A 21,745-nucleotide genomic window follows, 5' to 3' on the forward strand; every position below is an offset into this window, starting at 1 on the left:
TATTTCTGTTAGAGTATGTCGTTACTTTAAATTGTATCGGCTAAGCGAAGTAATACTTAAGTATATCAATAGTTCATTTCAGTTCAGGTCTGACTTGGCTGTGCTTAGTCACATTTGTAGAAAAAATTGAGGCATCATGGCGAAAGCAAAACGAGCGTATGTTTGTAATGATTGTGGCGCGGACTTTCCCCGTTGGCAGGGGCAGTGTAACGCATGTGGTGCATGGAATACGATAACAGAAGTACGTATCGCTGCATCGCCAACCGTTGCTCGCAATGAACGCTTAAGCGGCTACGCTGGTTCCGCAACAGAAGCTACGGTTCAAACGCTATCCGAAATTGATCTGCAAGAAGTACCTCGCTTCACCAGTGGGTTTAAAGAGCTTGACCGCGTGTTGGGTGGTGGTGTTGTACCAGGTGCCGCAATTTTGATTGGTGGTAACCCTGGCGCTGGTAAATCAACCCTTCTGTTGCAAACCATGTGTAGTTTATCTGCGCAAATGCCAACGCTTTACGTAACCGGTGAAGAGTCATTACAGCAGGTGGCAATGCGTGCTTCCCGATTGGGCTTGCCGAAAGATCATTTAAAAATGCTATCGGAAACGAACGTCGACAAAATTTGCCAAATCGCCGAAAAAGAGCAGCCTCGTATAATGGTAATAGACTCGATTCAGGTGATGCACGTTTCTGATGTTCAATCGTCGCCTGGCAGTGTTGCTCAGGTACGTGAATCTGCGACGGCTCTGACACGATACGCAAAACAGAATAATGTTGCGGTATTTATTGTTGGTCACGTAACAAAAGATGGTACCCTTGCGGGCCCCAAAGTTCTTGAACACATTATCGACTGTTCGGTACTACTCGATGGTGGAACGGATAGCCGATTCCGCACTTTGCGTAGTCATAAAAACCGTTTTGGTGCTGTGAATGAGCTTGGTGTATTTGCAATGACAGGTCAAGGATTGAAGGAAGTGAGTAACCCATCAGCGATCTTCCTTTCTCGTGGTGAAGAAGAAACATCAGGCTCTTCCGTCATGGTGGTTTGGGAAGGCACGCGCCCTCTACTAGTAGAGATTCAAGCGCTGGTGGATTACTCGCAGTTAGCCAACCCTCGTCGTGTTGCGGTCGGCTTGGAGCAGAACCGCCTATCACTTTTGCTTGCTGTGTTGCATAAGCATGGTGGCTTACAAATGGCAGACCAAGATGTCTTTGTTAATGTGGTTGGCGGTGTTAAGGTGACGGAGACGAGCGCTGATCTTGCTTTAGTTATGGCGCTTTTATCGAGTTTTCGTGACCGTCCACTCCCTAAAGATGTGGTGATTTTTGGTGAGGTAGGGCTTGCGGGCGAAATCCGTCCAGTGCCAAGTGGGCAAGAGCGTTTGAATGAAGCGTTCAAACATGGTTTCAAGAAAGCCATCGTGCCAGCAGCCAACATGCCGAAAGGTGGCATCCCTGGCATGCAAATTCACGGCGTTAAGAAATTGTCGGAAGCTATAGAGGCTTTTGACGAGCTGTAATGCTCATAAGAATGGTATTTGTGCAATCACAAACTGTTCTATCCGTCCTCAATAAAATGCGAATAAAGTACATAAATTGCTGTGTTTGACTATGCTTTGGGGACGGAAATTTCACGTTAAAATTTTTTTTCTTCCATCCGCACGCAAGGGTATCAGTATTGACAGAATGTGATATACTCTGCGCGCACTTTATACCTTATTAACAGAGTAAGACAATGACTGATTTATCAAAATACAGAAACATTGGTATTTTTGCTCACGTAGACGCGGGTAAAACTACCTCTACAGAGCGTATCCTAAAGCTAACTGGTAAGATCCATAAGATCGGTGACACTCACGACGGTTCAACTACTACTGACTTCATGGAGCAGGAAGCTGAGCGTGGTATCACAATCCAGTCTGCAGCAACAACTTGTTTCTGGAACGATCACCGTCTAAACATCATCGATACTCCTGGACACGTTGACTTCACTATCGAAGTTTACCGTTCTCTAAAAGTACTTGACGGTGGTATCGGTGTATTCTGTGGTTCTGGTGGTGTTGAGCCTCAGTCAGAAACTAACTGGCGTTACGCTGACGAATCACACGTATCACGTCTGATCTTCGTTAACAAACTAGACCGTATGGGCGCAGATTTCTACAAAGTTGTAGATCAAGTACAGAACGTACTAGGTGCTACACCTCTAGTTATGACTCTACCTATCGGTATCGAAGAAGATTTCGTAGGTGTTGTAGACGTACTAAGCCAACAAGCTTACGTATGGGATGAGTCTGGCCAACCAGAGAACTACGAAGTTCAAGATATTCCAGCAGACATGGTAGAAAAAGCTGCTGAATACCGTGAAATGCTAATCGAAACTGCTCTAGAGCAAGACGAAGATCTAATGATGGCTTACCTAGAAGAAGGCGAAGAGCCATCTCTAGAAGACATCAAACGTTGTATCCGTAAAGGTACTCGTGATCTAGCATTCTTCCCAACTTACTGTGGTTCAGCGTACAAGAACAAAGGTATCCAACTTATTCTTGACGCGGTAATTGATTACCTACCATCTCCAACAGAAGTTGATCCACAGCCTCTAACTGATTCAGAGACTGGTGAGCCAACTGGTGAAGTTGCGACTGTATCTGCAGACGAGCCACTACGTGCTCTTGCATTTAAGATCATGGATGACCGCTTCGGTGCTCTAACCTTTATCCGCATCTACTCTGGTAAGATGAAGAAAGGTGACACAATCCTTAACTCTGCAACTGGTAAAACAGAGCGTATCGGCCGTATGGTTGAGATGCACGCGGACGAGCGTAACGAGATCGATTCAGCACAAGCTGGTGACATCATCGCTGTAGTTGGTATGAAGAACGTTCAAACTGGTCACACTCTATGTGATCCTAAGCACGAATGTACTCTTGAGCCAATGATCTTCCCAGATCCAGTAATCTCTATCGCAGTTAAGCCTAAAGATAAAGGCGGTTCTGAGAAGATGGGTATCGCGATCGGTAAAATGGTTGCAGAAGATCCATCATTCCAAGTTGAGACTGATGAAGATTCAGGCGAAACTATCCTGAAAGGTATGGGTGAACTTCACCTAGACATCAAGGTAGATATCCTTAAGCGTACTTACGGCGTTGAGCTAGAAGTTGGTGCTCCACAGGTTGCTTACCGTGAAACTATCACTCAAGCAATCGAAGATAGCTACACGCACAAGAAACAGTCTGGTGGTTCTGGTCAGTTCGGTAAGATCGACTACCGCATCAAACCAGGTGAGCCAAACTCTGGCTTCACGTTCAAATCAACAGTTGTTGGTGGTAACGTACCTAAAGAATTCTGGCCTGCAGTTGAGAAAGGCTTTGCGTCAATGATGGAGCACGGTGTTCTAGCTGGCTTCCCTACTCTAGACGTTGAAGTTGAACTATTCGACGGTGGTTTCCACGCAGTTGACTCTTCAGCTATCGCTTACGAAATCGCAGCGAAAGGTGCATTCCGTCAGTCTATGCCTAAAGCTGGCGCGCAACTTCTTGAGCCAATCATGAAAGTTGACGTGTTCACTCCAGAAGATCACGTTGGTGACGTAATCGGTGACCTTAACCGTCGTCGTGGTATGATCAAAGACCAACAAGCAGCGTCTACTGGCGTACGTATCAAGGGTGATGTACCTCTATCAGAAATGTTTGGTTACATCGGTACTCTACGTACTATGACTTCTGGTCGTGGTCAGTTCTCTATGGAGTTCTCACACTACGCACCATGTCCAACAAACGTTGCAGAGCAAGTAATTGCTGACGTTAAAGAGCGTAACGCTAAGAAGTAATTCTTAAGTTAACTCTATAACTTGAAAGCCCCGCTTAGTGCGGGGCTTTTTGTATTTAACAGTCTTATACGCAGAGCGTGTTTGTTTGATTCCTATTTAGCGTTTGTTTTGACGATTGTTATGATGCCGTTCTAGTACTGTTGCCTTTTAGGTCAATGGTCCTAAAGTCTGGTACCACTGACTTTTCAAATATTTCTATTTCTTCCTTCAACCATTGCGCAAACAATTGAGCTTTAGGTCTTTTTAAGTAGCCTTTTGGCGCACACAAGTAATACGCAAAGTTGGGCTTGATAGCGATATCTCCAATTCGGACCAATTTGCCAGAACGAAAATATTGATGAGCTAAACTGTGTTTTACTAATGCCACGCCTTGAAGTGATAGTGCAGCCTCAAGCACGAGATGTGATCCACTGTATTTTAAGGTAGGCTTTGCTGCGCAGTGACCCAAGGTTGCTAACCACATATTCCAATCAAGATCAGGCCAAACATCTTCAATCAGCTCAGCTTTGCTTAAATCCTCGATGTTATAGATCCCGTGCTCTTTCTGGTACACCGGATGACAAGCTGGATAAAAAGCTTCGTCCATCAGCCATTGTGATTCTAAATTGGGGTACTTTCCTAAACCGTAACGAACACATAAATCTATCTGGCTATCTTGAAAAGACACCAAATCATTGGTTGGTTCTAATAGCAAGGCGATATCAGGGTGACGCTGACGAAAAGCCGTAATTTTCGGGACTAACCAATGATGAGCGAAAGAGGGGAGTGTTGATATCGAAAGGTGGTTCGGGTTTGGATCTTGATTGACTAATCTAACCCCTTGCTGCAAATGAGCAAACCCTCTTTCTGCCTGACTAAACAGTAGCTCTCCCTCAGGTGTGAGCACGATTTTTCTGTGCTGACGAACAAATAGGTCCGTGCCTAAGAACTCTTCTAAATGACGAATTTGCTGACTAATGGCCGCTGGCGTAACAAACAGTTCTTTTGCTGCCGTTTTAAAGCTTCCTTCCTTTGCTGCAACGAAAAAGTAATACAAGCCCTGTAAGGGAGGCATTCGATCTTTCACATTAGTTTTCCTTAACTCTATGGCAGATTCTATCGTTTGAGGATATCAGCGTAGTCGCTGATTATTAAGTGGTCAACATTGTATAGGGATCTTTGAAATGGAAAACATGACACACACTTGTGAGCGTACTATACCTACTGCCCATCAGAGCGGGTTACAGTTAATTTATTCTAAACTGGCGGCTTGGAGAAGGAACTATAAGACACGTCGTCACTTGAGAGAGTTACCAAAGCACCTTTGGGACGATATTGGGTTAGGTGAAAGGGAGATTAGTTGTGAAGTGAGTAAGCCATTCTGGAGAGAGTAGTTTATGAGTTTGATTCAAGCTCAAAGTTAAGTTGCACTCCCCAATGGTGTTGAGGAGTGCAAGCAAAATTACAAGTCTTCTTCCCACACGACCAATTCATCTTTTGGCCAATTGTGGCCTATCTCATGATACTTTTGTTCGAGCACATGACGTTTAATTTTAAGCGTTGGCGTCAGTACGCCATTTTCTATACTCCAAGGTTCTTTAATCATTAACACGCCTTTGATTTGCTCATGAGAGGTGAGTTCTTGATTCATCCTAGCAATAACTTTACGTGTGGTGCGTGCGTATCGCTCTCGATCAAAGTTAGGGAAGTCATGTGGCACAACCAAAAGAATCGGAGCGGGTAGCCCTAAACCGATGAGACACATCATCTCTACGCGACTGTACTCGAAAAGCTTTTTCTCGATAGGAACCGGAGAGACAAATTTACCTTTGGCGGTTTTGAAGTTATCTTTTTTACGGCCTTGAATCGTTAGATAACCATCTGAATCGATAGCGCCGATATCGCCTGTGTGTAGCCAGCCCTCTGAATCAAAAGACTCTTGGGTGGCAATATCATTTTTGTAGTAGCCAGAAAATAGCCCTTTACCACGCACCATGATTTCATCATCAGCTGCGATTTTTAACTCAATGCCTGGCCCTGCATTACCGACACTACCAATTTTGTCAGCTCTAAATGGGTAGTTGAGCGTGCTGTAGGCAAATGATTCCGTCATCCCCCAAGCCTCTGTGATATCAAGGCCCACTGAGTGGTACCATTCCAACAGCGCTGGCGAGACAGGTGCAGAGCCACAGCCTAATACTCGAGCCTGATCTAAACCGAGACCATCTGCTAGCTTTTTCTTGATCAAAGAATTGACGAATGGGATTTTCAACAGAATATTGAGCTTCTTCTGTGGAAGTTTGTCTTGAATACGTTGCTGGAATAGCGTCCATAATCGTGGGACGGAGATAAACAGAGTTGGTCGGTGCATCTTCACATCTTCGATAAAAGTGTCCAGTGACTCTGGAAATGCTGTTGGCACGCCACCCATAATCGATGAACCGAAGATATAAACACGCTCTGTAATATGAGCGAGCGGTAAATAAGAGAACAATCGGTCGTTTTCTTGGATACCAATATGATTGATCAGTTGCTGAACAGACCAACTGAATGCGCCGTAAGTTAGCATCGCGCCTTTCGGTAACCCTGATGTGCCTGAGGTATACACCAACGACATTAGCTTGTCATCGTAATGCTGCGGACGCTCTTTACTTGGCACTGCATCAGCAATGAGCGCTTGGTATTCGTGCTTACACTTTGGTGCCGTGTCATAAGGTAGAGCGATGCTAATGAGTTCAGGCATAGCATCAATGACTTGCTGAGTTGCTTTGGGATCATCGAGTTTTCCGCCAATGATCGCTTTACTTTCACTATGAGTCACACAGTATTCGATGGTGTCTGCACCGGCGGTAGGAAAGATTGGCACACTGACATAGTCACCAAGCATCATAGCAAGATCGCAAATAAACCATTCTGCACAGTTTTTAGATACTAACGCGACTTTGTCGCCAGGCTTTAAACCAAGCGAGCGTAGTGCGCTGACAAGTTTTAAGGCTTGATCTGCAACATCAGAGAATGTGTACTCAACAAATTGTCGGTTAATAATTTGTTTTAGGTAGACCTCATTTGGACGCTCTTGAGCCCATTTGAGGATCATTTCATTTGGTGGTGGGAGAGCGCAACCAGCAGCGCTATTTAGATTCGGCTGATTCATTTTAAGTGACTCCATGTCTTCTCATTGTATTTATAATTGTTAACGCATTGTTAACTTTAGCATGTTAAATCGCGACACGGGAATGCATTTTGATGAAATATGTGGGGAAGATAGCGTTAGTTATGGTTGAAGTCGGAGCGACTCGATCTAAAAAAGCAATGTGATTGATGCTACGCAAAAGAGAACAGGCTTTTCAGCTGTTATGTCATATCGACTTCATACTAAGAGCACAGGTAAGCAATTTATTTTATTAATAATATTGCGAAAACATAGAATCTATCCTAATTATTTATTAACTAGTGGCTTAGTGTTGAAGATAAGTATAAATGTCTCCTAATTTCTTCAAAGCGCCAAACTTAAAGGTATGTCGTGGTTTTGAAGTAGCTATACTAATCTTACTTTGGAAAGTTAGGAGCTTCACCTCAAGCTATTGCCTGAGATTACTTGGGTACGATCATCAGCAAAAGGAAAGATGTGATGTTACGGAAGACTTTACTGGGTACCTATCTTTGTAGTTTATTCATTGCGGGGAATGCATATGGTGCTGAAGGAGATGATATTCCTCAGCGCGCCCAAACGGTTGGTGATGTTATTGAGCGCCCAGGCGTTCTCACACCTAAAGGTAAATGGTCATTTGATTCGTCTTTAAGCTATACACAAAACTCTTCAAACAAAGTATCTGTTGTTGGGTATACAGTCTTACCAACTCTGATTGTTGGGCGAATTGAAGTGAGTGATTCGGATAGGACTACAGTAACCGTTGGATTAACTGCTCGGTACGGTTTAACAAACGCCACAGAGTTAGAAGTTAGAGTGCCGTATGTGTATCGTAATGACCAAGTTTCTACGCGCCCCATTCAAGATGGTTCAAACAGTGAAGTAGTAAACACAACGGTGGATGGCGGAGGGCTTGGTGATGTAGAGTTCGCATTGAGGCACCAGTTTAACTTTGAGTCTGCGCCATACTGGGTAGGTGGCCTTAGAGTAAAGTCGGATACAGGACGATCGCCTTATGATGTTTCTATTGAAGATGGAAGCAACTCATTTAGTGATGTCCCTACAGGTTCGGGTTTTTGGAGTTTTGAGCCTAATTTATCTCTTATTCACCCTGTTGATCCTGCGGTCTTGTTCGCTAGTCTAAGTTATATTTATAACTTAGAGGATACTGTTACAGTTGGCGACACAAAAGCTGATGTTGAACTTGGAGACACTATTTCTCTTTCAGGAGGAATGGGGTTTGCGGTGAATCCTGATCTTTCATTCTCTTTAGGACTTAGCCATAAAACTATTTTAAAAAGCAAAGTAAATGGCAGATCGGCAGATGATGCTAAGTTGCTTCAATTAGATGCATTAACTTTTGGTATAAACTATGCCTTTAGTGAACGCTCATCTATCAATGTTAGTGCTCAAGCTGGTCTTACAGAAGATACTCCCGACTTTCAATTAACAGTACGAGTACCTTTTAATTTGTAAAATGGATATTAGGCCCTTGAGTCTTGGGCCTAATTTATCGTTAGCGCCTAGTGTTCGCATTATAAATTGATTGGATTATATTGGATAAAGTAGGTATATATTCTTAAAATGATGGTGGCCTATTGATATATCTACCTTTCTTTTGGTATGTAATCATAGATCTCAGTCGTTTCTAATATCAAAGAAGCTTAACGTGACAATTTTTCAGATAAAAATGGAAATGCTCATTGAAGGTGGTTCAATAAGGCGTCTTCTAATTGTTGGTTTGCTTTGATTTCCCGTATTACCCCATTTACTTGAGCATCAATGTCTACGAGCGTGCTAAGTCCAATAATACTGTTATCTTTCGTGTTTTGAATAATATTGATAATACTTGAATTTATAAAGTCTGAACTTATTATATTAGGATTTTGAGACGAAGGCATTTTGGGTGAATCTATAGAATCATCTCCAATAATATTTCCTTCACCAAATTGTATGATGTTAACAATACCCTGGTTGAAAATATCTCCACTTTGATTTTCACTATTTGCGCTAATGTTTTTTAAATTACCATTTTCAATTACTAAGTTGGCAATGTTTGTGTTCAAAATATCATCGCCATTTATAGTCGTAGTAATGCTTAATCCAATATTAATAATATACTCGTCCGTAATTTGGAAGCCACCTCGATATTCTTCTAAAGATAAATTTGAAAGAGGAGTAAGTTCTTGCAGGCCAACATCTTTAGCATTCACATTAAAATGAGGTATTAGCATACAAAGCACTAACAAAAATTTATTGTAGTTCATAATGCAGGCCTTTCAGGTTGTTTAGTTCTTAAAGTTATTTAAAACAATGTTATATTAATTTTCACCGGAAACTGGGAGAGTAATGCTAAATACCCCTAAGGAATCTCTAGACACTCCTGTTTTTAATGGTGATCTTTGATATACGGTGAAATTATCATTGGTTATAAAGCTAGACCTTCCCATTTCCGCTTCGTTACGGACCAGTAACACAATTCCTTGGTAATATTTTTCAAACTCATCCAGTTTCATTATCATGGTTCCTCTAGAAGGGTCTCCTAGAATAACTGAGTGATTGTTTATACCTCTGATGACAACAAAATGCATATACCCATCGAAATTAACGAGAGTAATCCCAGGGACGCCGACTTCTTTAATTTTCTCCAATCCTACTTGAAAGCCGTCAGAACGTAACCCTATGGAATCCAAGTAAAACTTCATATCCAACAAAGAAAAACCTTTCTCTTTGATTTTTTCTTTATCACCTTTTTCAAACATGCTTTTGAAGATATCTTGTTCAGATGACTCTGTTGCATAATGAAAAGTGAGAAGAGAAGCCAGGGCGGCAGAGCCACAGCTGAAGTCATACTGTTGGCGAAAAACATCACCGAACACTATTTCTTTGTAGCTTTTAACAGGAACAGAGTAATGTGCTCGGTAAGGTAGCAGTTCTAATGAAATGGCTGATGCTGAATAAACGAGCATCAGCCAAATTACGTTATTTAATACTTTCATATTGTTTACTTGAGTGTCAGGTTAACGACGGTAGAGTTCTGGATTAAAACGTTGTTTCCGCTGTTCTGAATTACGTTGGATATACCCGAACTGTCTGCGAACGCTCCACTTGATAGTATATTGTTACCACTCACGGTGTTTGACGCGACATTATCTGACGAAATACCATTGATATCTGATTCTGCATAAACCAAGTCGAGTTCAACATTTTGTCCACCTCTTGATTCATTCATGATATCCAAGCTAACTTCTCCGCCAGATAATGCAATGTCATCAGCGAGTGCAGTGCAGGCAACTATCATACTCAAAGTACAGATTGCCAAACGCATCGCTTTCTCCTACTAGTCGGTTACTCACCCCCAGTAAACACACTTGCATTAGTTGTAACAGATTGTTGTACAAGTGAATTTGAACCAGCATTCTGACCAACGGTAGTAATACCAGCCGCACCACCAAGACCACCAAGGGTGTTCATGTTTTCAACTCGAACTCGAGTATCATCCGCGTTAGTTGCATAAATAACTGATGCACCTGTAACACCACCCATTAGGCTTGAGCTCGCAACAACCATATCTGTATCCATATGGACTTGATTGAAGCTATCAACATTTGTTGAGCTCGAGTCACTTTGATAGTTACTATTGTCGTTAAAGCTGTTCGAGTTTGTTGTGCTTGAATCAGCGTAGCTACGGTTATCACTCTGGTTACGGTTGTCGCTTTGATTACGATTATCGCTGTTATCGTTAAAGCTACTGTTGATACTAGAGTCACTGTTGTCGTTGTTGCTACGTCTTACAGTAGTACTAGAGTCGCTGTTGTCGTTGTGGCTTCTATTTGTGTTAGTACTTGAATCACTACTATCACTATTTAGGCTCACATCAAGATCAGCACTGGTACTGTTGTCGTTAGCGTTAGACGTACTATTGTCGTTGTGGCTTTGAGCTGTGTTAGTGCTCGAGTTTGAGTTGTCGCTGTTGTTATTAAAGCTGTCATCAACACCAAGAGTTGCACTGTTGTCAGTGTCGCTGTTGTCGTTGAAGCTATGACCAATACCTAGTGACGCACTATTATCGCTGTTGTCGTTGAAGCTATCACCAACACCGAGAGATGCGCTATTGTCACTGTTATCATTGAAGCTGCCAGATAAACCGATATCGGTATTAGCGCTGTCAGTCCATTGCATGTTGTCGTCTCCATCATCGATCTCATTCGCGATTAGAGAGCCACTAAATAAAATTGCTGACATTGCTAAAGCAAGCCCTGTTTTGTTTAGAGTCATAACGATTACTCCATTTCCTGTTATTCCTGATTAAAAATGACTGCACTTAACTTCTTGCTGCTTCCTTCAAATGTTGTGGGAAGCGATGAAATTATAAGAAAGGATCAGTGAAAGCTGTTCTCATTATTGAGAATGATTCAGGCTGGAAGGGAGTATTTAGGTGCGTCTCTTTAAGGTGTTAAAGAAAAAAATAACATAATCATAATGTTATTTTTTGTATTTACTTTAAGTACTCATCAAGTATGAAATGAAGCCAATATAAAGAAGTAATTCGTTCTATTGCACTGAGCGGAGCAGTCATCCATTTTTTATAAATGGTATTTTATCCAATTATTATCTTTATTATTTAATATTATAAATCATATCCTTATGCTAACACAGGTTGAAAAGTATGGATAAAAATATAACATGTTCATACTTTTTAAGTCTTTTTCGGTGCTGAAAAGCAATGCGATATCATTCTGAAGTGCTATATTTTCTACTTAAAATGAAGATAAATTCTCTTTGCTATCCCCAATTAATTTTCTAACGGGGGTTGGTGAAACAGGTAAGTTAATGTGGTGGGACTATGGAAAAGAAGCACTTGATACTGCTAGCTGAGAGTAATTTACAAAGTAACTTAATAAAAAAACAGCTGTCTTCCATTCATGATGTCGATGTAAAGATAATGCAACCAGATGAAGTGGTGTTCAGAAGTCACTCACTCAGTATCGATTTGATGTTTATTGATTACGATTTTATGCGTCAGCTTGAAGTACAAGGAAAGTTACCAGATTTTGATCTATTTGGGTGGTCCTTTATGCTTCACAACGTCCCTTGTGAAAAAGTACAAACGGACTTACTGCATTGGAAGTTGTTAAAAGGAATTTTGCTCCGAAGTGCATCAGTGACACATATATGTGATGGCGCGGAATACGTACTGAAAGGTGGGTTGTGGCTACCAAGAATGTACCTAGAGAAGTTAGTCCTCAATTATCGGCATGCAAATTTGTCCGAAGAACAGCAGCATGATGAGTTAACATGCAGAGAAAAACAGATTCTAGAGCTACTTGTGTACGGCATTTCAAATCAACAAATTGCTTCAAGACTTTTTTTATCTGAAAGTACAGTGAAAAGCCATATATACAAGTTGTACAAAAAACTCGATGTCCATTCTCGTCATGATGCGGTTAAGTTGGTAAGAATGAACAATGGCTTAACCGAGAGAAGTTAAGTCACAATTTGTGATGCTCTTTTTATCGGGGTCTGTTCCGTTTTCACTATCTAATCTAAGCAAGGGCACTCGTATTTGAGTGCCCGTGGTTTATCTAGATTCAATAGTTGGCGTATCAGCAGGCTACATCATGCCCGTGACAAGGCCTGCTGCCACAAAAAACACGATCATCCATAGTACCGAAAGGTTGAGCTTTTTGTGTAGATAGAAACCCGCAATCACTAACGCCATGTCGATGGGAGCAACAACTGCGCTGCTAAATACTGGCTGGTAAAGTGCCGCGAGTAGTAACCCTACTACCGAGGCATTTACACCGTTGATGGCGCCGGAGACCAGCGGTTTGCCTGCCAGTGCTTGCCAGTTTTTAAGAACGCCAAGCAGTAAAAGAAACCCTGGGAGGAATACGCCAAGCGTTGCGATCAGAGCGCCTAAAATTGGCGTATCCGAAAGCTCATAACCGATAAAAGTCGCAAAGGTGAACATTGGCCCTGGTACAGCTTGTGCAGCGGCGTAGCCTGTTAAAAATGCATCTTGGCTGAGCTGGTCGCCAACAATGTTTTGCAGAAGCGGCAGCACCACATGACCGCCACCAAACACTAAACTACCAGCTTGGAAAAAATCACTAAACAGCCCAAGCAAAGGTAACGTATGAGCCACTAATGGTAAGCCGAGTAAAAGCACCGCAAATAGAGCCAATGGCGCGATAGACGGTTTAAACGGCTCGGCTGATGACGCGGAGTCTTTCTTCAGATATCGCGTACCGACAAAACCTGCTGCGATCAACACGAACATTTGCGTCATGATGCTTGGTGCCACTAGCAACGCAATCGCAGTCGCGACGCACACACCCGCGGTCAGTTTACTTTGGCAGAAGTTTTTGTACATGCCCCAAGTCGCATCCGCCACGACGACGACTGCGAGCAGTTTTAGGCCGTGAACGATGTTTTGGAACACTGCGGTGTCGGTGATTTGGCTGCTCACCATCGCCAGCGCCAACATGATGGCCACTGAAGGAAGCGTGAATCCGACAAATGCTGCGCATGCGCCACCTAAACCGCCACGTTTATAGCCTAAAGCAAAGCCAACTTGGCTTGAGCCCGGTCCCGGCAAAAACTGACTGAGCGCGACAATTTGCGCGTACTCACTGTCATCAAGCCATTTCAGTTTCTCAACAAATGTTTGGCGAAAATAACCAATATGAGCCGCAGGGCCGCCGAAGCTGAACCAACCCAGCCAGAAAAAAGTTTTGAATATGGTGAACATGTCGAGCCTGTTTATCTAAAAAGCATTGTTGCTAATTTATCGAATGCTCTAAAATGACTCAAATTGATGATTTTAATTTCATCTATGAATGAGATGGGATGAGGATGTTGGAGTGAAAGAGGACATTCAGTGGCGCAACATTGACTTGAACTTATTGGTGACGTTTTCCTACTTGTATCGCTATCGAAGCGTTAGCGTCGCGGCAGAGAAAAGTTACGTTAGCCAGTCGGCGATGAGTCATAGTTTGTCTCGTTTAAGGTTGTTGTTTGACGACCCGCTTTTTGAGCGAAAAGGGCACAAGATGGAGCCCACCGAGCACGCTCACCACATCGCGCCAACTGTGCATCACTTATTGGATTCTATCGCCAAAGACTTGCTCACTAAGTCTGCCTTCCAACCTGAAAATTACGCGGGTGTATGTCGCATCGGGTTAACGGATTATGCCGAGTTTATCTTTGCTCCTCGGCTTTATGACGAAATACGCCAGCGCGCCCCAGAGGCGCAGATCAGTTTTATTAACGTCAATCGTAGCAACTACGTGGCATTAACTGAGCATGAAAAGCTCGATGTCATTATTGGCAGCATGCCGGTGTTGGATGACAACTTTGAGAGCTTGTACTTGTACACCGAAAAGCACGTGTGCATGTGTGATAAACAGGTATTGCAAGGGGAAACACAGCTGTCTCTGGAAGCGTTCGCGAACATAGAGCAAGCTCTGGTAAGTCCCGATGGGAGCTTAAAGACACAAGTAGACCAAAAGCTCGCAGAACATGGCTTGAGCCGCAAAGTCACCGTGGCGTCGCGCAACTTTCTCACTATTCGGCATCTGTTGAAAAAGCGCGATCTCATTGCCATCGTGCCAGAAAAAATGGCGTTGGCGGAGGGCTTTTCGGACGATCTCACTACTGTTAAGCCGCCGATCGCCGTTGCGGATTTTGATATTGCCATGCTGTGGCATTCCAGCCGAAACAATGAAGACAAAGGCATTTGGCTACGCGAGTTGGTTTTTTCGACCATCACCTCTAAATGATAAACATTTGGGGCACTCATGGTGCTTAGAGTTATTTGTTGTTGGACTTCTTACTACCCGCTGAGTTATCGGCGTTACACCGAAACAGTACTGATTGTGCAAAATGAATGTCTTGGGTTAGGGGGGGGATGTTCCAGATTTAATTCATAAAAGAGATTAATGGAAAAGGTATCATTGAGTTGTACCACGTAGTTTAAGCTCTGTTTGAACGTATACATGAAGAGGGAGTAAGCGTCCATCTCGGTATTTTTCCACCAGTAAGTTCACTCCCTGAGTTCCCATCAACTCAGAGTGAATACGAATTGTAGACAACGGCGGAAAGGTAAAGCGAGCAGTAGGAATATCATTCATACTAATCAACGTAATATCCTCTGGTATCTTTAAGCCAAATTCATGGATTGCACGTACTATGCCAATCGCGATGGAGTCTGAATCAATGAATACTGCTTTCGGGAAGTCACCTTTGGCTAGCATCTCTTTCGCTAAGTTATAACCGGACAAACTAGAGCAGGCACAATAGTGTATATCTTGTTCTGCGACCACGCCTTTTAGATAGCCATAGTCCAAAAACACATTTTTACGAGTGTCAGCTGCGTCGGGCTTGTTTTGACCGCTAATATAACCGATGCGGCGGTGGCCTCGTTGTACAAAGAAATCAACCACTTGCCTACTGATTCGAATAAGGTCGACATCAACGCAATCATAAGGGCAGGTTGGATCTGAAAAGTTTATGTAGCAGATGCTATCGGCTAGACGTTTAGGTAATTTATCTACTACCTTTTGGTCGACATTTCCGACTAAAAGGACACCTGTTATCTTTTTCGTTTCAACATCAATTTCACTGTTATAGCAATTGGTTAGCGTAATACCTAATTTGTCGCATTGCGTTTCAATCCCATGACGAATTGATAAGTAGTAAGGGTCATTCACCTCTGTTTCTTGTTTGTAGTTATATAAGGCTAAAAAGTGATGTTTTTGCTTAACTTCTTTGATGCCTTTCTTCGAGCTACTGGTGCGGTACTCCAGTTTTTCTGCAATTTCCAAAATGCGGTATTTGGTTTCTTCTTTAACGCTCAACGTTGGGTCGTTGTTCAAAACCCGCGATACGGTTGCAAGTGAGACGCCTGCTTCAATGGCGATATCTTTTAGCTTTGCCATGTAAATTTCCCGTTGGCACTGCCCAAGTGTGAGCTCAATAATCTGACTATTTTAAACAGCTACTTAGATATGCACAAACCTTTAGTAAGACAGTCCTAAACACTTTAAATCATCATATCAAGCCAACTTGTTTTCATGAAATAGACTCTATTGAGTAATAAATAAAGCCGTAAACGTAAGGATTATATTGCTGTAAAAATACTGAAAAACGCGACTGGTTTGGAAACTTGCTACTTGTGGTAACTCTAGTACTTAATAGGAGTCGAGCTGTTTAGAGTTTAATCAAGCAAACGTTTTATTGTTCATGTTTATGTTTTGTGTCTCATTTTATAAACAAATCAATAGGAAAGTATTCAACTCTATTTATAATCTCCGCGCTTTTAAAAGCTGTCTAACAGTATGAAAAATTGGGAAATTATAATGAAAAAAGTATTGCCATTATTGGCTTTAGGTGCAGTGGTTGCTTCAGCGTCAGTTCAAGCAAAAGGTAACTGGTATGTTGGTGCTGATTTGGTAAATTCAGATCTTAAAGTTAAAAGCTTGTCAAAAGATTTTTCTGCGACAGGTCTTAGCCTTGCTGTAGGTAAAGAGCTGCAATATTCAGAAAACTTCAAACTAGCTTTTGAAGGTGAGTACATATACTTTGGCGACTTTGAAGAAACATTTTCTTACATGGGGTGGCCGGTTAAATTTAGTGTTGATGCTTCTGCGTTCAATTTCAATGCGAAGCCTAAATACCAATTTGCAGGTACAGGCTTCTATGTTGGTGCGATTGCTGGCCTTGGTGTAATGAGTGTTTCTTATGAAGTGAAATCATCTAGCACTGTTACCGATGATGGTCGTGATGTAGGCTTTAACTACGGTGTTGAGGCTGGTTATGAGTTTGCTTCAGGTTTGGTTGTATCTGGTGGCTACCGTGCTTCTTCGGTAAGTATTGATGCCGAAAACGGTGGCAGCGAAGATTTTGATTTTGACAGCCTGTACGTTGGTGTTGATTACAAGTTTTAAGCTCGCGTAAGCAAAACATAGATACTAAAAAGGAGCCGTTAGGCTCCTTTTTTGATCAGATTATCAATCAACTCATAATGGTGATCTTGTACGCCTGCAAGGTTGCCATATTTGGGTTGATGGCGGTCATTTTCTTTCGCGTGTTGCCAGCCAATGGTGTGACGCACAAAATGCTCTGCAAACGCGTGGGAAATTTCCAAGCAACCTGCCAGCACGGTATCAACATAACTTTGCATGATTGGGCTCTTTGCGCATGGTGGTAGTGGCTCGTCTTTTACGTAAACCCAAATGTCATGTTCTTGGTTAAAACTCGCATCTGTTTCGATTTGATCTGGCTGAAGTTGAATACGATGATAACCTCGCTCACGGCGGTCGAATTCTGCGAGCGCTTCTTTATTCACTTCGAGTAAAACGCCATTAACCTGTCCATCGCCTTGGTTCACCACTAATGGAGAGAGGCTGTAGCTGTCGTCAATCTTCCCCCAGTAGCGCACCAGTCCATGAGCAATGACGGGAATGGCTTCTCCCGTTTGTCCGGTTAACTTACGTGACGCAGAATTAATCAAACTGCCATAGCCAAATATGTACATCTTCGTTGCATCCCTTAACTGATGGTTGTGTCTCTCACCGTTTATACCTAACCCGCCTCTGAAGCACAACTTTACCTCTTAAGTATAATCTTAATTATAAACATGTATTTTTTATGCATGTTTGTGGTAGCATTAATATTGTAGTTGAGTCAACCAGCATCAAGAGACGCTTGAGGGCAAGATAATGCTGAATATCACCGATAAAAAAGTGGAAGAAAAAATCCCCGCATGGCTGCGATTAGGCTTTCGGCCGTTTTTTCTGTTTGGGTCGATTTACGCCATTGTTGCGATCGCGTTGTGGGTGTGGATGTTCCAGAGCGGACAGCCAAACGCATTAGCTGTACCGGCATTATGGTGGCACGTACATGAAATGTTGTTCGGTTTTTCGATGGCAATCGTAGTTGGCTTTGTACTGACCGCGGTACAAAACTGGACTGGCATTAATGGTACCAAGCATTACATGCTTCTGGCTTTATTTGGCTTGTGGTTAGTGCCCCGCATATTGCTTTGGACACAAGCACCGTTATGGTTAACCAGCAGTATCGAAGCGGTATTTTTACTGTTTGTCGCCTATGAGGTGGGCATTCGTGTGTATCGAGCCAAAGGTTGGCGTAATTTGTTTTTCGTTCCACTGTTTCTTTTGGCCATCTTTGCGAACTTTGCAAGCTACGCAACGATAAAAGGTATGCCGCCCTTTAGCTCTTCAGCGGTGTGGCAAGCAATGCTGTGGTGGTTTACCTTGCTGTTGTCAGTGATGGGCGGACGTGTGATTCCATTTTTTACTGCGCGTCGATTTAATTTCGAAAAAGCGCAACCATTGGCTTGGTTAGAGTGGTTCGCGAACTTGCCATTGGTAATGCTATTTGTGCTGAGCTTTTTCCCTGTGACGTTTGCAGAACTAGGTAGTCCTTTGATGCTATTTGCAGGTGTTGCTCAGTTGGTGCGTTTTGTTCGCTGGAAACCTTGGTTAACCCTGAGCGAGCCTTTAGTGTGGTCGCTGCATGCTGCGTATTTGTGTTTACCACTAAGCTTAATTTTGCGAGGCGTCTGGGGAGATGCATTTGCCAGCCATAACCTCATTCACCTGTTTGCGATAGGTGCGTTAGGCGGTTTGATTTTAGCGATGATTACACGGGTGACGATGGGACATACTGGTCGCATGATCTACAAAGGGCCAAACATGAGCCTTGCGTTTGCAGCGATTACCGCGGCAGCTTTGGTTCGCAGTTTCGCCGTGATCTTTGATCCAGCGAACATGATACTGTGGATTGATATCAGCGGCGGATTATGGATTGTTGCGTTTGGGCTATTTGTGTGGCGCTTTGGTGTGATGCTTGTGACCCCTCGTGTGGATGGTCACCCCGGATAAGATTCTAATGTGAGTAGAGAAAAGAGGAGCCGCGTGCTCCTCTTTTGGTTTTTGTTCTTTATAGGTTTAGTGTTTATTCGTCTTCGTCGTCCGCTTTATTCGTGAGCCCCAAGCGTTTAAATAGCCACCACTCTAGACCAAAAATGACAATTAAGGCGATGCAGAACCAGGTGAATGCCATGGTGGATTCCACACCTGGCATTCCACCAACATTGATGCCGAGTAAACCTGTTAAGAAGCTGGTTGGTAGAAAAATCGTTGCTACCAAAGTAAACAGGTAACTGTTTTTATTGGTTTTCTCATCACGATGATGTTTGATCTCTTCTTGGAAAAGCGCCACTTCTCCAAGATAAAACTCAAGTGTTTCATTTATGCGCGTAATATTATTGTGTGCGAAGCGATATTGATGAGGTCTCAAAGCAATCAATTCTGATTCTGACTCCACAAGATCACGGATAGCGTACTGCTGAGGGCGAATAAAACGCTTGATAGAAATCAATGCTTTTTGAGTCGCCATATGTTTGTACGTCGATTCATCATTCACGTCGAACTGGTTTAGTGTTTCTTCAATTGTATCAAGGTAAATGTCTATTTTACTGTTTAATCCTTCAATGATCTGATGAAGTAAACTGGCAAGACTTTTTGGGCCTTTGTGTTCCGCTAATGCTTGGCGAATCTCCATGATCGCGCGTGATGGAATTTTACGAGTTGAAATGAGTGCGCCTTGAAAGTAGAGAATTCGAATACTAAGCATATCTTCTGGTGATGCATTGCCGTTCATATTGACGCCTCGTAAAATCAACATGAAGTTCTCGTCATCTAAAGGATGGAAAGATGGTCGGCTTTCGTCGGCTAATAGATGATCAACCGTTGCACGAGGCACTTGGTTCTGCTCCAGCCAACCACGAATATCAGGATGCAGCCGTTCGCAATGGTACCAATGCTTAGCTTGAATTTGCTCTGCCGTGGTGGATTGTTGAGTTGCTTCTGGGGTTGAGAAGTCCCAATGTTCAATCATAAAACCCATTTTCTTTTCCTTGTTTGAGCCGATACCAAAATAACCTCAAGATACTTCTTTCGCGAGAATTGCATTGCCATACAGAGGCAATACTCTGAGTACGGTACTCTGAAGTCATTGATGCATTATTTTTCAAATGAGTATGATTGTATTTAACGCCAAATGTCTATGAATAGTTGTTCTTATTTGCAATCGAGTGGAGCGCACCAAGGTGTTGTGCTTAAACAACAAAACAAAAAGCCTGCAACTAAGCAGGCTTTATTGTGGGGGAGGGAGGGAGGGGAGCTGTTAGCCAACTTGAGAAAGATTAACCACTTTCTGTTGTAGCTTTTTCTTTAAATAGTCCGTTAAGGCCTGTTTTTCTTCCTCGTTCATGTAAAGACCAAGCTTAGTACGGCGCCATAAAATGTCTTCATCGGTCATTGCCATTTCATGGTTCATTAAGTAATCGATCTCACGTTGGTAAACACCACCTGCTTGTGCCGAGAACGTTTGTCCTAAGTCAGCTTCACTTGTTGTGCCTTCCATTAAGTTCCAGGTGTGGGTACCAAACTGTGTGACATAACGAAGAATCAATGCTTCTGGCGCCCAGGTGTATTTAGCGTGAATTTGTTTAGCTAATTGTTCACGACTACAGCTGAAGTTACCACCAGGAAGGGTTTGGTTGGCCGTCCAGTCTTTACCCATTTCAGGTAGGAACGGAGCAAGTTTCTTCATTGCTGCTTCACCTAACTTACGGTAGGTCGTTAACTTACCACCAAAAACAGAAAGCAGAGGTGCATGGTCGTATTCCGCATCGAGCTCTAGCGTGTAGTCTCGTGTGATTGCTTGCGGAGAGTCAGATTCATCGTCACATAAAGGACGAACACCGCTGTATGTCCAAACTACATCTTCGCGAGTCAACTGGTGGACAAAGTGTTGGTTTACGATATCAATGAGGTAATCGACTTCGTCATCTGAGATCGATACTTCGCGTGGGTCACCTTTGTATTCCACATCTGTTGTACCAATGATTGAGAACTTATCTAAGTAAGGAATCATAAATACGATGCGATTGTCTTTGTTTTGAAGGATGTAGGCTTGCGGTTCGTTGTGGATACGAGGAACAACGATGTGCGAGCCTTTGATTAAGCGAATGTTACGAGGAGAGGCTTGCTCTAATCCATCATCAAAGAACTGTTTTACCCAAGGCCCCGCAGCATTGACTAACGCTTTCGCTTTACGTTCGAAACGTTGGTCTGTCATCACATCGTGAATAGTAACGTGCCAGATACCACCTTCACGGTGTGCTTTTTCCACGCGGCAGTAGTTACGTACTTCAGCATGGTTTTCGCGAGCCGCAAGAACGTTCAGTAATACTAAACGTGCATCATCAACCCAACAGTCAGAGTATTCGAAACCCGTTTTCATCTCTGGTTTTAGCAAGCCAGATTTCGCAAGGTTGACGGTTTTACTGCCTTGCAGCGTCGTACGTTTACCCAAGTTATCGTAAAGGAAAAGGCCACAACGAATCATCCAAGCTGGGCGTAGGAATGGGCGATGCGGTAAACGGAAACGCATTGGTAATGCGACGTGTGGTGCTTTACGAAGAATAACCTCACGCTCTGCGAGCGCTTCCGAAACTAAACGAAACTCGTAGTGTTCAAGGTAGCGTAAACCGCCGTGTATCAGTTTAGAACTTGCTGAAGAAGTCGCAGATGCGAAGTCATTTGCTTCATATAAGCCAACACTCAAACCTCGGCCAGCTGCGTCTGCTGCAATACCAGCTCCGTTAATGCCGCCACCGATTACGATCAAGTCTAAGGTAGTGGATGAGCTAGTAGTGGAAGCATTATTTTGTATACTCATAAATTTGACCTCTTGGTG

Annotated in this window: 19 protein-coding genes; 8 read left to right on the forward strand and 11 right to left on the reverse strand. The window is 42.9% G+C overall.

Annotation, left to right across the window (positions count from 1 at the left end; all coding sequences use genetic code 11):
* The first annotated feature begins 136 nt into the window (after nt 1-136).
* On the forward strand, nt 137-1,516 hold the full coding sequence (gene radA, locus R7093_RS10290) for a DNA repair protein RadA (RefSeq protein WP_005386443.1): 1,380 nt from the start codon (nt 137-139) through the stop codon (nt 1,514-1,516).
* Nucleotides 1,517-1,731: 215 nt separating this feature from the next.
* Entirely contained in the window at nt 1,732-3,822 is a 2,091-nt protein-coding gene (fusA, locus tag R7093_RS10295) for an elongation factor G (protein WP_005386444.1), read from the forward strand.
* A gap of 118 nt (nt 3,823-3,940) precedes the next feature.
* On the opposite strand, the gene R7093_RS10300 is transcribed toward fusA, so the two are convergent.
* On the reverse strand, nt 3,941-4,888 hold the full coding sequence (locus tag R7093_RS10300) for a LysR substrate-binding domain-containing protein (protein ID WP_130545035.1): 948 nt from the start codon (nt 4,886-4,888) through the stop codon (nt 3,941-3,943).
* 106 nt (nt 4,889-4,994) lie between these two features.
* Between R7093_RS10300 and R7093_RS10305 the strand changes: the two genes are divergently transcribed.
* Nucleotides 4,995-5,195 carry a DUF1127 domain-containing protein gene (locus tag R7093_RS10305; protein ID WP_224721253.1) on the forward strand — a complete coding sequence of 67 codons (201 nt, stop codon included), beginning with the start codon at nt 4,995-4,997 and terminating at the stop codon, nt 5,193-5,195.
* A 68-nt stretch (nt 5,196-5,263) separates the two neighbouring features.
* Here the strand turns inward: R7093_RS10305 and R7093_RS10310 are convergent, their stop codons facing one another.
* A complete protein-coding gene (locus tag R7093_RS10310; RefSeq protein WP_318146639.1) occupies nt 5,264-6,955 on the reverse strand; it encodes an AMP-binding protein in 1,692 nt (563 codons plus the stop codon).
* Nucleotides 6,956-7,432: 477 nt separating this feature from the next.
* Between R7093_RS10310 and R7093_RS10315 the strand changes: the two genes are divergently transcribed.
* A complete protein-coding gene (locus R7093_RS10315) occupies nt 7,433-8,428 on the forward strand; it encodes a transporter (RefSeq protein WP_005380160.1) in 996 nt (331 codons plus the stop codon).
* Nucleotides 8,429-8,652: 224 nt separating this feature from the next.
* On the opposite strand, the gene R7093_RS10320 is transcribed toward R7093_RS10315, so the two are convergent.
* From R7093_RS10320 to R7093_RS10335, 4 genes are read right to left on the reverse strand one after another with little or no spacing between them, the layout of a single operon-like run.
* Entirely contained in the window at nt 8,653-9,219 is a 567-nt protein-coding gene (locus R7093_RS10320; protein ID WP_005380163.1) for a hypothetical protein, read from the reverse strand.
* 54 nt (nt 9,220-9,273) lie between these two features.
* Nucleotides 9,274-9,951, reverse strand: coding sequence for a C39 family peptidase (locus R7093_RS10325; protein ID WP_033905563.1), 678 nt, complete (start codon nt 9,949-9,951; stop codon nt 9,274-9,276).
* Between the two features lie 5 nt (nt 9,952-9,956).
* Complete coding sequence (locus R7093_RS10330; protein WP_005380167.1) at nt 9,957-10,280, reverse strand: hypothetical protein; 324 nt, start codon at nt 10,278-10,280, stop codon at nt 9,957-9,959.
* Between the two features lie 20 nt (nt 10,281-10,300).
* Nucleotides 10,301-11,230, reverse strand: coding sequence for a hypothetical protein (locus R7093_RS10335; protein WP_005391691.1), 930 nt, complete (start codon nt 11,228-11,230; stop codon nt 10,301-10,303).
* Nucleotides 11,231-11,798: 568 nt separating this feature from the next.
* Between R7093_RS10335 and R7093_RS10340 the strand changes: the two genes are divergently transcribed.
* A complete protein-coding gene (locus tag R7093_RS10340; RefSeq protein WP_005380169.1) occupies nt 11,799-12,443 on the forward strand; it encodes a helix-turn-helix transcriptional regulator in 645 nt (214 codons plus the stop codon).
* A gap of 123 nt (nt 12,444-12,566) precedes the next feature.
* On the opposite strand, the gene chrA is transcribed toward R7093_RS10340, so the two are convergent.
* Entirely contained in the window at nt 12,567-13,706 is a 1,140-nt protein-coding gene (gene chrA, locus R7093_RS10345; RefSeq protein ID WP_318146640.1) for a chromate efflux transporter, read from the reverse strand.
* Nucleotides 13,707-13,818: 112 nt separating this feature from the next.
* Between chrA and R7093_RS10350 the strand changes: the two genes are divergently transcribed.
* Nucleotides 13,819-14,736 (forward strand): LysR family transcriptional regulator, encoded by a 918-nt coding sequence (locus R7093_RS10350; RefSeq protein ID WP_158156818.1) that lies wholly within the window; start codon nt 13,819-13,821, stop codon nt 14,734-14,736.
* Nucleotides 14,737-14,907: 171 nt separating this feature from the next.
* Here R7093_RS10350 and ebgR read toward each other — a convergent pair whose 3' ends face one another.
* Entirely contained in the window at nt 14,908-15,894 is a 987-nt protein-coding gene (gene ebgR / locus R7093_RS10355; protein ID WP_182016233.1) for a transcriptional regulator EbgR, read from the reverse strand.
* Between the two features lie 420 nt (nt 15,895-16,314).
* Here ebgR and R7093_RS10360 point away from each other — a divergent pair, with 420 nt between their 5' ends.
* The gene (locus R7093_RS10360; RefSeq protein WP_017636001.1) at nt 16,315-16,902 is read left to right on the forward strand and encodes an outer membrane beta-barrel protein; all 588 of its coding nucleotides are present in this window, start codon (nt 16,315-16,317) and stop codon (nt 16,900-16,902) included.
* Nucleotides 16,903-16,940: 38 nt separating this feature from the next.
* On the opposite strand, the gene R7093_RS10365 is transcribed toward R7093_RS10360, so the two are convergent.
* Nucleotides 16,941-17,492: a gamma-glutamylcyclotransferase family protein gene (locus tag R7093_RS10365; protein WP_206953305.1), complete on the reverse strand. Its 552-nt coding sequence runs from the start codon at nt 17,490-17,492 to the stop codon at nt 16,941-16,943.
* 184 nt (nt 17,493-17,676) lie between these two features.
* Here R7093_RS10365 and R7093_RS10370 point away from each other — a divergent pair, with 184 nt between their 5' ends.
* Nucleotides 17,677-18,861, forward strand: coding sequence for an NnrS family protein (locus tag R7093_RS10370; protein WP_182016232.1), 1,185 nt, complete (start codon nt 17,677-17,679; stop codon nt 18,859-18,861).
* Between the two features lie 73 nt (nt 18,862-18,934).
* On the opposite strand, the gene R7093_RS10375 is transcribed toward R7093_RS10370, so the two are convergent.
* The gene (locus tag R7093_RS10375; RefSeq protein WP_005391702.1) at nt 18,935-19,888 is read right to left on the reverse strand and encodes a CorA family divalent cation transporter; all 954 of its coding nucleotides are present in this window, start codon (nt 19,886-19,888) and stop codon (nt 18,935-18,937) included.
* A 279-nt stretch (nt 19,889-20,167) separates the two neighbouring features.
* On the reverse strand, nt 20,168-21,727 hold the full coding sequence (glpD, locus tag R7093_RS10380; RefSeq protein ID WP_318146641.1) for a glycerol-3-phosphate dehydrogenase: 1,560 nt from the start codon (nt 21,725-21,727) through the stop codon (nt 20,168-20,170).
* Between the last annotated feature and the right edge of the window lie 18 nt (nt 21,728-21,745).

This window comes from Vibrio sp. 1580 (assembly GCF_033340055.1).